The sequence below is a fragment of the Acidovorax sp. Root267 genome (assembly GCF_001429215.1).
GTDB lineage: Bacteria > Pseudomonadota > Gammaproteobacteria > Burkholderiales > Burkholderiaceae_C > Acidovorax > Acidovorax radicis.
Window position 1 is genome coordinate 71200 of the sequence record NZ_LMJC01000033.1, and the last position, 12559, is coordinate 83758.

Consider the following 12559-nt stretch of genomic DNA (forward strand, 5'->3'; position numbering starts at 1 on the left):
GGTTTTGCTTTGCAAGCTGCGGGCCCGTGTGGGCAGTATTCAACCTGGCCGCAGGGGCCGATTCCAGTTCCATGACGCTCTCCATTTGCACTGCGCAGCTCAACTTTGTCGTGGGCGACATGCCCGGCAACGCCCAAAAGATCATTGCGGCGGCCCGCGAGGCCTATGCCCAGGGGGCAAGATTGCTGCTGACGCCCGAGCTGGCGATTTGCGGCTATGCGGCCGAAGATCTGTTCCTGCGCCCCGCGTTCATTGCGGCCTGCGATGATGCCGTGAAAACCGTGGCCCGCGAGACGGCAGGGTTGAAAGGCCTGGCCATCGTGCTGGGCCACCCGCAGGCCGTGGTGCCCGATGCGCCTGCATTCAGCGCCTGCCTCAACGCCGCCAGCGTGCTGCGCGACGGGCAGATCGAGCAGACCTATGCCAAGCGCGAGCTGCCCAACTACCAGGTGTTTGACGAGCGCCGCTACTTTGTGGCGGGCAGTGCGCCCTGCGTGTTCGAGGTGGAAGGCGTGCGCGTGGGCGTGCTGGTGTGCGAAGACGCCTGGTTTGCCGCCCCCGCACGGGATGCCGCAGCGGCGGGTGCACAGCTGCTGGCGGTCATCAACGCATCGCCGTTCCATCTGGGCAAAGGCGCCGAGCGTGAGCAGACCATGCGTGAGCGTGTGGCCGAGACGGGCTTGCCACTCGTGTACGCGCACCTGGTTGGCGGCCAGGATGAGGTCGTGTTTGAAGGTCGCTCGTTCGCGCTCAACGCCGATGGCTCGGTGGCCTGCCGGGGGCCGAGTTTTGAAGAAAAACTGGTGTTTGCGAAGTTCCATCAAGCGCAAGCAGCTATCAAAATTGAAGCAGAGATAGCCCCAGAGAAAAGCCTGGAGGCCGACCTGTGGGACGCCCTGGTGCTGGGCGTGCGCGACTATGTGGGCAAGAACGGCTTCCCAGGCGCTCTGCTCGGGCTGTCGGGTGGCATCGATTCGGCCCTGGTGCTGGCGGTGGCCGTGGATGCGCTGGGGGCTGACAAGGTGCGCACGGTGATGATGCCTTCGCCCTACACGGCCGACATCAGCTGGATCGATGCGCGCGACATGGCCACGCGTTTGGGTGTGCGCTATGACGAGATCTCGATCAAGCCGCAGTTCGAGGCCTTCAAGGCCGCGCTGGCCAGCGATTTTGCGGGTCTGGCCGAGGACACGGCCGAAGAAAACCTGCAGGCACGCATCCGGGGCACGCTGCTCATGGCGCTGTCCAACAAGTTCGGCTCCATCGTGCTCACCACGGGCAACAAGAGCGAGATGTCCACCGGCTACTGCACGCTGTATGGCGACATGGCGGGTGGTTTTGCGGTGATCAAGGACGTGGCCAAAACCCGCGTGTTCGACCTGGCCCGCTGGCGCAATGCGAACGACCCGTATGGCACGGGCGTGAGCCCCATCCCCGAACGCATCATCACGCGCCCGCCCAGCGCCGAGCTGCGGCCCGACCAGAAGGACCAGGACAGCCTGCCGCCCTACGAGGTGCTGGACGCCATCGTGGCGCGCTACATGGAGAACGATGAGCCCATCGAGTCCATCATCGCGAGCGGCTTTGAGCGCGCCGATGTGGAGCGCGTGACACGCCTCATCAAGCTCAACGAGTACAAACGCCGCCAGGCTCCTGTAGGGATTCGCGTCACGCGCCGCAGCTTCGGCAAGGACTGGCGTTACCCTATCACCAGCAAATTCAGGGCATGACGCTTCGGCGTTGCGCCTTCAGCCCCCATTTTTTACATCCTCCAGGAGACACGCCATGAAAATGATCACCGCCGTCATCAAGCCCTTCAAGCTCGAAGAAGTCCGCGAAGCCCTGGCCGAATGTGGCGTGACCGGCCTCACCGTGACCGAGGTGAAGGGTTTTGGCCGCCAGAAGGGCCACACCGAGCTGTACCGTGGCGCAGAGTATGTGGTGGACTTTCTGCCCAAGGTGAAGGTCGAGGTCGTCGTGAAGACCGAGGACGTGGACCGCTGCGTGGACGCCATCGTGAACGTGGCGCGCACGGGCAAGATCGGCGATGGCAAGATTTTTGTGACGGCCGTGGAACGTGTGGTGCGGATTCGCACCGGTGATTTGGACGACGCGGCGGTATAAGCTCCCCCTGAGTCGCTTCGCGCCTTCCCCCTGAGGGGGACGCCACCAGTGGCCTGGCAAAGCCAGCTCCACGGCGGCACTGGCCTTGCGCTGCGCCAGTTTTTGAAGGCGGTCAGATCACCGAGCGCAGCGGGACGGGGGCTTGGTCTGGCCCCGCGTCTTGCACCAGCGTGCGCAGCAGGGCCTCGGCATCGGTGGAGGCGTGCAGCAGGCCCATTTGCCATTCGCCCATGAAGCCACTGGCCACGCTGGTCTGCAAGAAGCCCAGCAGGCCGTCGTAGTAGCCCGCCACATTCAGCAAGCCCAGGGGCTTGTCGTGGTAGCCCAGCTGGCGCCAGGTCCACACTTCAAACAGTTCTTCAAAGGTGCCGATGCCGCCGGGCAGGGCCAAAAAGGCGTCGCTGCGTTCGGCCATCATGGCCTTGCGTTCGTGCATGGTCTGCACGATGTGCAGCTCGTCGCATTGGCGGTTGGCCAGTTCCTTGTCGACCAGGGCCTGGGGAATCACGCCCACCACACGCCCTCCGCCCAAGCGCGTGGCCTCGGCCACCATACCCATCAAGCCGCTGCGGCCGCCGCCGTACACCAGCTGCCCGCCGTGCTGGCCAATCCACCGGCCCACGGCCTTGGCCGCGTCGGCAAAGGCTGGGTTCTCCCCGGGGCGCGAACCGCAGTACACACAAACGGAAAAAGCAGGTTCAGCCATGAAAAATCCTCTGAAAAACAGCTGCGCCCCAGATGCCCATGCACAGCAGCAGGGCCAGCAGCACAGCGGCGCTGCCCATGTCCTTGGCGCGTTTTGAAAGGTCGTGCCATTCGGGGCCAATGCGGTCGATGGCGGTTTCGATGCCGGTGTTGAGCAGCTCCACGATCATCACGATCACCACAGAGCCTGCCAGCAGGGCCGTTTCTACCCAGTTTTTCCCCAGCCACAACGACACGGGCAGCAGCACCATGGCGGCAACAGCTTCCTGGCGGAATGCCTTTTCGTTCCACCCCGCGCGCAGTCCTTCAAGGGAGTAGCCCGCCGCGTGCCAGATGCGGTTCAAGCCCGTGCGGGTCTTTTGAGGGTTGGCAGGTGCGATGGACTCAGGTGGGGGCAGGGGCATGAAGGTATTGTCTCGCAGCCGCATGACAGCGGGCGCAGCCGCCCGCCCTGGAGCGCTACTTTTTCGGAAGCTCGAAATGCATGAGGCGGGTGCCTGCCATCGCGTCGTGCCAGAACTGCCGCTGTGGATGAAAGCGGCTCAGGATGGCCCAGATGGCCACCCAGCCGAACAGCAGCACCAGCACTTCAATGGCCGAGACACCCAACAGATAGGCTGCCAGGGGCGGCAGGAACCACACCCAGCTCAGCAGATAGCGCAACAGTGCACGCGCCTGGGTAATGGGTTGCCCGGCGGCATCCACGACACGGATGAGCCAGGTCTTCTGGGCCAGGGTCTGGCCCTTGGCCCAGAACCAGGTGAAGTAGATGCCAAACACCACGAACAGAAACGCCTGCAGGGCATGCCGGTTGTCCAGGGCATGGCGGGTCTGGCTGAGGGTGCCGAACAGATAACCGGCAATGAACACCACCCCGAACATCAGCATGCCTTCATACAGCCAGCAGGCCATGCGGCGCCACAAATTGGGCGTGTGGCCGACGGCAACTGCAGAAAGGGTTGCCGAGGGGGTTGCCTGTGGTGCAGATGCGGGAGGGGTGGCGGTCATTCCAGGGAGCGAAAACGAGGCGGAGGGTGCCGGTCAGCGGCGGGTTATTGGGGGTACAGGCCGGAATTGTCGGGGGTGACCGTGGGGGCAGCGGGGGTTGTTTCTGCGGAGCCAGCGCTCAGAGGCGGCAATGCCGCTGGCACCGCCACTGGCACCGAAACGGGTGCCGTCTCGACCACCGTAGGCGCAGGGTTTTGCGCGGATGCGCCCGTCGCCGGGGGCGCTGCGGGGGTGACTGGCGCCGCCACCCGGGGTGCACTGTGGTCGAGCGGCGGGATCTTCGGTGCGTTCGGGCGGCTGGGGTTGGCCTGTGTGGCCGCTGGAACCTGGGCCAGCTTCTTGGGCGACACGGGCTGCAGTGCCGTGGCGGCACCCTTGGGCTTGGGGGCCGCACGTGCTGCCAATGCACGTTTTTCTTCGTCGGACAGTGCCTGGTAGGCCTCCCACTGGGCGCGTTTGTCGTCACGTGCGAGCCGGTTGGTCACGGCGTAGTTCAGCCGGGCCTGGTTGCGCTGCTGCGCGCTCAAACTGGCCCAATCCGTCATGCGGTCATGGAACTTGGCCTGCTCCTCCTCGGGAAGCAGCGAAAAATTGGCTGCCAGCGCCAGCCAGCGGCGCTTTTGAGCCTCGCTGATGAGGGCCCAGCGCTCCGCCAGTGGGTACAACGCCATTTTTTGGGGCGTGGTCAGGGTTTCCCAGCCCGGGCCGGTCTCAACCTGGGGCACCGCCGTGGTGCCCTGCCGGGAGGGTGTGCGGGCATTGTTGGGGCTTGCCACCGCCGCTTCTGCACCCGCCGACAGCAAAGTACCCGGTGCCATGCGCATCTGCACCAGCACCTGGCCACCCACTGCGGCGAGCACGCCCAAGAGCGCCAAAGCCAGCACGAAGGCTGGCAGGGCGGGGGAAGCGTCTGGAGAACTTGGGTGCATGCAGTACGTTGTCGGGGGCGGGCTCAGTTCGACGGTGCAGAGGTTTTGAGGAATTGTACGAAGCCGGGGTCTGCGTAGGCTGCGGGCGGCAGATCATCGGTCAACAGGGCGGCATCCACTTCGGCCACATCGTTGACGCTGTTTTCATCCTGGGCAATGTTGATCACCACCAGCCCCACCACCAGCGCCATCAGCGGAACGGCAGAGACCAGCGCATTCCACCAGCTGCCACCTTCGTTGCCACCACGGCCCAGCGTCGCACTGCCACCCGCATGCACCACCACGGGTGCAGCCAGGCGCACCGGAGCGATGTCTTTCTTGCGCTTGGCCAGTGCCTGCATGCGCGAGGCGCGCAGCCGTTCGGAGATGTCGTAAGGCAATTCGTCGGCGCCGCCCGACAACCGCGCCGCGACGCGCAGCGCAAAGCGCTCTGCCGCAGCTTCTGCCTGTGTCGATGGGGTTTGTACAGTGTTCATGGCTCGATTCCTTTGGCCTTCAGTGCCTTGCTGAGGGTTTGTATGGCACGAAAACAGTGCGTTTTGACGCTGCCCTCGGAGCAGCCCATGGCGGCCGCCGTTTCTGCAACATCCATTTCTTCCCAGTAACGCATGAGGAACGCTTCCCGTTGACGTGGAGGCAGTTCGGCGATTTCGGCTTCGATGCCGTGAAAGATCTGCGCCCGGCGGGTCAGATCCTCGGCGCTCTCTGCCCGTTCCCCATCGTCCGGTCCTGAATACGCTTCCAGCAGATCAAAATCCATGCCATCTTCGCCAGGGCCCTCGAAGTCGCTCATGCTCGAAAACAGTGCATTGCGGGTTTTCTGGCGGCGAAACCAGTCGAGCGTGCAGTTGGAAAGAATCCGCTGGTAAAGCATCGGCAACTCTGCTGCCGGCTTGTCTCCGTAGTGCTCCGCCAGCTTGAGCATGCTGTCCTGCACGATGTCGAGCGCCGCTTCCTCATTGCGAACGTGGTAGACCGAGCGCTTGAATGCGCGCTTTTCTACACTTTTGAGGAAATCGGAGAGTTCTCGTTCGGTTGCCAAGAGGGGTCAGCCCGGGAGGGGATCGTTGCGGGTGTAGCCGCAAAAAATGTGGCTATCCGGTACGTGAAGCCTTTGATTATCGCATCCGCGGGGGTTTTTTTAGACGGTCGGCGGTTTTACATGTGTTGCAGTGCGATAATCGCCCCTGCAATTCAAAAGGCAAACGGGTCACGGTCCGGCGCGGCAATCATCCCGCCCATGTCCTTGGCCTCAAGTTCCAAGCTGGCTTCACAAGAGCGCGTGCAAGGAGCACCCAAGGTTTTTCGTCAGAGAAATTCACAAAGGTTGATCGATCATGGAAATCTCCAAGGCTGAACTCAGTTCGGCGGCCGCTGCTTCGCAGGGCAACACTCCCTCCGCTTCCGGCTCGCAGGACCTCATGGGTTCTGAGATCCTCATCAAGTCGCTTCAGGCTGAGAACGTCCAGTACATCTGGGGCTACCCCGGTGGTGCGGTTCTCTACATTTACGACGCGCTCTACAAGCAAGACACCATCCAGCACGTGCTGGTGCGCCACGAGCAGGCTGCGGTGCACGCTGCCGACGGCTATGCCCGAGCCACGGGCGAAGTCGGTGTGGCGCTCGTCACCTCGGGCCCTGGCCTGACCAATGCTGTCACGGGTATTGCCACGGCATACATGGACAGCATTCCGATGGTGATCATTTCCGGCCAGGTGCCCACGCCCGCCATCGGGCTGGATGCCTTCCAGGAATGCGACACGGTTGGTATCACTCGCCCCATCGTCAAGCACAATTTCCTCGTCAAGGATCCCAAGGATCTGGCCATGACGATGAAGAAGGCCTTCCACATTGCACGCACCGGCCGCCCTGGCCCTGTGGTGGTGGATGTGCCCAAGGACGTTTCCTTCAAGAAGGTGCCGTACAGCGGCTATCCACAAAGCGTGGAAATGCGCTCGTACAACCCGGTGCGCAAGGGCCATGGTGGCCAGATCCGCAAGGCGCTGCAACTGCTGCTGGCCGCCAAGCGTCCCTATATCTATACCGGCGGCGGCGTGCTGCTGGGCAATGCCACCAACGAGCTGCGCACGTTGGTCGACATGCTGGGCTATCCCGTCACCAACACGCTGATGGGCCTGGGGGCTTACCCAGCCTCGGACCGCAAGTTCCTGGGCATGCTGGGCATGCATGGCACCATCGAGGCCAACAACGCCATGCAGAACTGCGACGTGCTGCTGGCCGTGGGTGCACGCTTTGACGACCGCGTGATCGGCAACCCCAAGCACTTCGCCCAGAACGACCGCAAGATCATCCATGTGGACATCGACCCGTCGAGCATTTCCAAGCGCGTGAAGGTCGACATCCCGATCGTCGGCGACGTGAAGGATGTGCTCACCGAGCTGATCTCCATGATCCGCGAGAGCAGCACCCGCCCCGACGCCGGCGCCCTGGCCGCTTGGTGGGACACCATCGAAGGCTGGCGCAAGCGCGACTGCCTGAAGTACAGCATGGGCAGCCCCGACGTCATCAAGCCACAGTATGTGGTCGAGACGCTGTGGAACATGACCAAGGACGTCGACACCTACATCACGTCCGACGTGGGCCAGCACCAGATGTGGGCCGCGCAGTATTACCGCTTTGACGAACCCCGCCGCTGGATCAACTCCGGCGGCCTGGGCACCATGGGCGTGGGCATTCCCTACGCCATGGGCATCAAGCTGGCCAAGCCGGATTCTGAGGTGTTCTGCATCACGGGCGAAGGCTCGGTGCAGATGAACATCCAGGAGCTGTCCACCTGCCTGCAGTACAACACGCCGATCAAGATCTGCTCGTTGAACAACCGCTACCTGGGCATGGTGCGCCAGTGGCAGGAGATCGAGTACTCCGGTCGCTACAGCCACAGCTACATGGATGCGCTGCCCAACTTCGTGAAGCTGGCGGAAGCCTATGGCCATGTGGGCATGCTGATCGAGCACCCTAAGGATGTGGAGCCCGCGCTGCGCGAAGCCCGCAAGCTCAAGGACCGCACGGTGTTCATGGACTTCCGCACCGACCCCACCGAGAATGTGTTCCCGATGGTGCAGGCCGGCAAGGGCATCACCGAAATGTTGCTGGGGTCGGAAGACCTTTAAGTCAAATCGGCCTCCAGCGCTTGTTCATCAAGCGCTAATAGCTATCAAATAGATAGCAATCACTTTTTTTGACGAATCTATTGCCTGCCAAGCCCGTGTATTACCGTGCACGGGGGAGGGCAGCGAAAAGAGGAATCTCTTCATCATGAAACACATCATTGCCGTTCTGCTGGAAAACGAACCCGGCGCGCTCTCACGCGTTGTGGGCCTGTTTTCTGCCCGTGGCTACAACATCGAATCGCTCACTGTGGCGCCCACCGAGGATCCATCGCTCTCGCGCATGACGATCCAGACCACGGGCTCTGACGACGTGATCGAGCAGATCACCAAGCACCTGAACCGCCTCATCGAGGTCGTGAAGGTGGTGGACCTCACCGAAGGTGCCTACACCGAGCGCGAGCTCATGATGGTGAAGGTGCGTGCGGTGGGCAAGGAGCGCGAGGAGATGAAGCGCATGGCCGACATCTTCCGTGGCCGCATCATCGACGTGACCGAGAAGAGCTACACCATCGAGCTCACCGGCGACCAGTCGAAGAACGACGCTTTCCTGCAGGCCATTGACCGCACGGCCATTCTCGAGACCGTCCGCACTGGTGCCAGCGGCATCGGCCGCGGCGAGCGCATTCTGCGCGTGTGACGGATTGGCCTTCGACCGGCTAGCGTCGTTGGGGAGCCTTGCCGTGCTACAGCACTGTCTGCGGCTCCCCGCCTAGCCATCCGGCCGAATCTCAATCCGATGTAAGACAATTGACTGTTTATTTTTCAACCCCCAACAACGCATTTCAACCGGAGCGACCCATGAAAGTTTTCTACGACAAAGACACCGACCTGAGCCTGATCAAAGGCAAGACCGTTGCCATCATCGGCTACGGCTCGCAGGGCCATGCCCACGCACAAAACCTCAACGACAGTGGCGTGAAGGTCGTGGTCGGCCTGCGCAAGGGTGGTGCATCGTGGGACAAGGTCGGCAAGGCTGGCCTGACGGTTCTGGAAGTCAACGACGCCGTCAAGTCCGCTGACGTGGTCATGATCCTGCTGCCCGATGAAGACATCGCAGCCGTGTACAAGAACAACGTTGAACCCAACATCAAGCCAGGCGCCTCGCTGGCATTCGCCCACGGCTTCAACGTGCACTACAACCAGGTCGTGCCCCGCGCTGACCTGGACGTGTGGATGGTGGCCCCCAAGGCCCCTGGCCACACCGTGCGCAACACCTACACCCAAGGTGGCGGCGTGCCCCACCTGGTCGCCGTGCACCAGGACAAGTCCGGCAAGGCCCGTGACCTGGCCCTGAGCTACGCTGCAGCCAACGGCGGCGGCAAGGCCGGCATCATCGAGACCAACTTCAAGGAAGAAACCGAGACCGACCTGTTCGGCGAACAGGCCGTGCTGTGTGGCGGTGCCGTCGAGCTGATCAAGATGGGTTACGAAACCCTGGTCGAAGCCGGCTACGCCCCTGAAATGGCCTACTTCGAGTGCCTGCACGAGCTCAAGCTCATCGTGGACCTGATCTACGAAGGCGGCATTGCCAACATGAACTACTCGATCTCGAACAACGCCGAGTACGGCGAGTACGTGACCGGCCCTGAAGTGATCAATGAGCAGTCGCGCGCTGCCATGCGCAATGCTCTGAAGCGCATCCAGAACGGCGACTACGCCAAGATGTTCATCCAGGAAGGCCGCCTGAACTACCCAAGCATGACGGCCCGCCGCCGCAACACGGCTGACCACTCCATCGAAAAGGTGGGCGGCCAACTGCGCGCCATGATGCCTTGGATCGCCAAGAACAAGCTGGTCGATCAGACCCGCAACTGATGTTTCATTCCTGAAGCGTCAAAAGGCCACTTCGGTGGCCTTTTTCATTGGCGGTGGGCCCTGTGGGCAGGCGCTACACTGCGGCCTTCGCCTTTTGCACGCACGGCGACCTGCCTGTCCTGCGGGAAATTGCTGAATACTATAAATTTAATAGCTGCTTGCGCAATATCGGCAAGCGCTGGAGGTCTTTTAATGCATGACGGCAATGAGTCCACCGACAACCCTGGTGTGATGGTGCGCAAAAGGCGCAAGGGCATCTACATCCTGCCCAACCTGTTCACGCTGGCGGCCTTGTTTGGGGGGTTCTACTCCATCGTGATGGCCATGAATGGTCGTTTTGACATGGCGGCCGTGGGCGTCTTCTGTGCCATGGTGCTCGACAGCCTCGATGGCCGTGTGGCGCGCATGACCAACACACAGAGTGCGTTTGGTGAGCAGATGGATTCGCTCTCCGACATGGTGTCTTTTGGGGCAGCTCCCGCGCTCATTGCTTACGAATGGGCGCTTCAGGGACTGGGTCGCTGGGGCTGGATTGCCGCTTTTGTGTACTGTGCCTGTGCGGCCCTGCGTCTGGCGCGCTTCAATGTGAATACCGGCGTCGTGGACAAGCGCTACTTCCAGGGCTTGCCGTCCCCCGCCGCCGCTGCCCTGGTGGCCGGTTTCATCTGGTTGATGACCGAACTGGGTGTGCATCCGGGCGAAGACCTCTGGCTGTCCTGGAACCAGATCACCTGGACCATGTTTGCCTTCACGCTGTATGCAGGCCTGACCATGGTCACTAATGTGCCGTTCTACAGCTTCAAGGACATCCAGATGAAAAAAAGCGTGCCCTTTGCGGCGATCGTGCTGATCGCGCTGGGTATCGCCATCATCAACATCCACCCCCCCATTGTGTTGTTTGGCGTGTTTGTGTTCTATGGCATCAGTGGCTATGGCGTGTACGCCTGGCGCAAAGCCAAAGGACAGCACAGCAGTGTGATCAGCACATCGACCGATGAGCCCGACGAGCGCGGGCTCCACAAGTGACTGCGGCAGCATTGGCGACATGTGCTACATTGCATTCCATGAACACGTTTGCGCTGGCCCTACTGCTACCTCCCCACGGGCGGAGACAGTAGGCGCACGCGCACACTTTTCCACAAAGGCCCGTATGCACCCGCAACGGGCCTTTTGTTTTGGGCGCCGATTTTTAGCGTTGCGGACCGACCCCGCCACCCACCAGTACCAGGAGAAACCACATGGCTGACAAACTGATTATTTTCGACACCACCTTGCGCGACGGAGAGCAGTCCCCAGGCGCCTCAATGACCAAGGACGAAAAGCTCCGTATTGCCCGCCAACTGGAGCGCCTGAAGGTGGACGTGATCGAAGCCGGGTTTGCGGCCAGCTCCAACGGAGATTTCGAGGCGGTGCAGGCGATTGCAAACGCGATCCGGGAGTCCACGATCTGCTCGCTGTCACGTGCGAATGACCGTGATATTTCGCGTGCAGCCGAGGCCCTCAAAGGGGCGGCCAGTGCCCGTATCCATACTTTCATTGCCACGTCTGCGCTGCACATGGAGAAGAAGCTGCGCATGACACCCGACCAGGTGCTTGAACAGGCCAAACAATCGGTCCGTTTTGCGCGCAATCTGGTGGGTGACATCGAATTCAGCCCCGAGGATGGCTACCGCAGCGACCCGGACTTCCTGTGCCGCGTGCTCGAAGCGGTGATTGCCGAAGGCGCCACCACCATCAACGTGCCCGACACCGTGGGCTATGCGATTCCCGAGCTGTACGGCAACTTTATCAAGACACTGCGCGAGCGGATCCCCAACAGCGACAAGGCGATCTGGTCGGTGCACTGCCATAACGACCTTGGTATGGCTGTGGCCAACTCGCTGGCCGGCGTGAAGATTGGCGGCGCCCGCCAAGTGGAATGCACCATCAACGGCTTGGGCGAGCGTGCGGGCAATTGTTCGCTCGAAGAAGTTGTCATGGCCATCAAGACGCGCCGCGACTACTTCAACCTTGATCTGAATATCGACGCCAAGCACATCGTGGCTGCCAGCCGCATGGTCAGCCAGACCACCGGTTTCGTGGTGCAGCCCAACAAAGCGGTGGTGGGTGCCAATGCCTTTGCCCACGCCAGCGGCATCCACCAGGATGGCGTACTCAAGGCGCGCGACACCTACGAGATCATGCGCGCCGAAGACGTGGGTTGGTCGGCCAACAAGATCGTGCTGGGCAAGCTCAGTGGCCGCAACGCCTTCAAGCAGCGTTTGCAAGAACTGGGGGTGAGCCTGGACAGTGAAACCGAAGTCAACACCGCTTTCACCCGCTTCAAGGAATTGGCTGACCGCAAGAGTGAGATCTTCGATGAGGATATCTTGGCCTTGGTCAGCGACGAGAGCGTGACTGCCGAGAAGGAGCAATACGGCTTTGTTTCCCTGTTCCAGCAGAGCGAAACGGGTGAACACCCCCGCGCCCGCATTGTCTTCACCGTGGACGGCCAGGAAGTGCGCGGCGAATCCGAGGGCAATGGCCCTGTGGACGCTTCGCTCAAGGCGATCGAATCGCACGTCAAGAGCGGTGCGGAAATGGTGCTGTACTCGGTGAATGCCATCAGTGGCTCGACCGAAAGCCAGGGCGAAGTGACCGTGCGCCTGCAGAACAGCGGTCGCGTGGTCAATGGTGTGGGTGCAGATCCCGATATCGTCGTTGCCTCGGCCAAGGCTTACCTGAGCGCGCTGAACAAGTTACAAAGTAAAGCTGACCGGGTGGCTGCACAGGGTTGAATGATCAATTTATAATTTCATTCACTTTCTTGGAAAGTCGTGCAAGGTATTGATCTTGCGCGACTTTTTT

The 12559-nt window shown here is 61.6% G+C and carries 13 protein-coding genes; 7 read left to right on the plus strand and 6 right to left on the minus strand.

Going from position 1 to position 12559, the window contains the following annotated elements; all coding sequences use genetic code 11:
• Positions 1-71: 71 nt before the first annotated feature.
• Both ASE39_RS23755 and ASE39_RS23760 read left to right on the plus strand, forming a co-directional pair.
• The gene (locus tag ASE39_RS23755) at positions 72-1730 is read left to right on the plus strand and encodes an NAD+ synthase (protein WP_057272739.1); all 1659 of its coding nucleotides are present in this window, start codon (positions 72-74) and stop codon (positions 1728-1730) included.
• Positions 1731-1785: 55 nt separating this feature from the next.
• The gene (locus ASE39_RS23760; RefSeq protein WP_007857855.1) at positions 1786-2124 is read left to right on the plus strand and encodes a P-II family nitrogen regulator; all 339 of its coding nucleotides are present in this window, start codon (positions 1786-1788) and stop codon (positions 2122-2124) included.
• A gap of 112 nt (positions 2125-2236) precedes the next feature.
• Here ASE39_RS23760 and ASE39_RS23765 read toward each other — a convergent pair whose 3' ends face one another.
• The 6 genes from ASE39_RS23765 to ASE39_RS23790 are packed head-to-tail and all read right to left on the minus strand — an operon-like array spanning position 2237 to position 5808.
• A complete protein-coding gene (locus tag ASE39_RS23765) occupies positions 2237-2830 on the minus strand; it encodes a TIGR00730 family Rossman fold protein (RefSeq protein ID WP_057272740.1) in 594 nt (197 codons plus the stop codon).
• The gene (locus ASE39_RS23770; protein WP_029413728.1) at positions 2823-3233 is read right to left on the minus strand and encodes a diacylglycerol kinase; all 411 of its coding nucleotides are present in this window, start codon (positions 3231-3233) and stop codon (positions 2823-2825) included. Before ASE39_RS23770 ends, ASE39_RS23765 begins: the two co-directional genes overlap by 8 nt.
• 55 nt (positions 3234-3288) lie before the next feature.
• A complete protein-coding gene (locus ASE39_RS23775) occupies positions 3289-3837 on the minus strand; it encodes an RDD family protein (protein WP_057272741.1) in 549 nt (182 codons plus the stop codon).
• A 44-nt stretch (positions 3838-3881) separates the two neighbouring features.
• Positions 3882-4766, minus strand: a complete 885-nt coding sequence (locus ASE39_RS23780) for a DUF3106 domain-containing protein (protein ID WP_057272742.1) — start codon at positions 4764-4766, stop codon at positions 3882-3884.
• A gap of 23 nt (positions 4767-4789) precedes the next feature.
• The gene (locus ASE39_RS23785; protein ID WP_057272743.1) at positions 4790-5242 is read right to left on the minus strand and encodes a DUF3619 family protein; all 453 of its coding nucleotides are present in this window, start codon (positions 5240-5242) and stop codon (positions 4790-4792) included.
• Positions 5239-5808, minus strand: coding sequence for an RNA polymerase sigma factor (locus ASE39_RS23790; protein ID WP_010461112.1), 570 nt, complete (start codon positions 5806-5808; stop codon positions 5239-5241). Before ASE39_RS23790 ends, ASE39_RS23785 begins: the two co-directional genes overlap by 4 nt.
• Positions 5809-6103: 295 nt before the next feature.
• Between ASE39_RS23790 and ASE39_RS23795 the strand changes: the two genes are divergently transcribed.
• The 5 genes from ASE39_RS23795 to ASE39_RS23815 all read left to right on the plus strand — a co-directional run bounded on the left by ASE39_RS23795 (position 6104) and on the right by ASE39_RS23815 (position 12489).
• Entirely contained in the window at positions 6104-7897 is a 1794-nt protein-coding gene (locus ASE39_RS23795; RefSeq protein WP_010461113.1) for an acetolactate synthase 3 catalytic subunit, read from the plus strand.
• 145 nt (positions 7898-8042) lie between these two features.
• On the plus strand, positions 8043-8534 hold the full coding sequence (gene ilvN, locus ASE39_RS23800; RefSeq protein ID WP_007857867.1) for an acetolactate synthase small subunit: 492 nt from the start codon (positions 8043-8045) through the stop codon (positions 8532-8534).
• 161 nt (positions 8535-8695) lie between these two features.
• Entirely contained in the window at positions 8696-9712 is a 1017-nt protein-coding gene (gene ilvC, locus ASE39_RS23805; protein WP_010461114.1) for a ketol-acid reductoisomerase, read from the plus strand.
• Between the two features lie 192 nt (positions 9713-9904).
• The gene (pssA, locus tag ASE39_RS23810; RefSeq protein WP_010461115.1) at positions 9905-10738 is read left to right on the plus strand and encodes a CDP-diacylglycerol--serine O-phosphatidyltransferase; all 834 of its coding nucleotides are present in this window, start codon (positions 9905-9907) and stop codon (positions 10736-10738) included.
• Positions 10739-10950: 212 nt separating this feature from the next.
• Positions 10951-12489 carry a 2-isopropylmalate synthase gene (locus ASE39_RS23815; protein ID WP_010461116.1) on the plus strand — a complete coding sequence of 513 codons (1539 nt, stop codon included), beginning with the start codon at positions 10951-10953 and terminating at the stop codon, positions 12487-12489.
• Positions 12490-12559 lie beyond the last annotated feature (70 nt).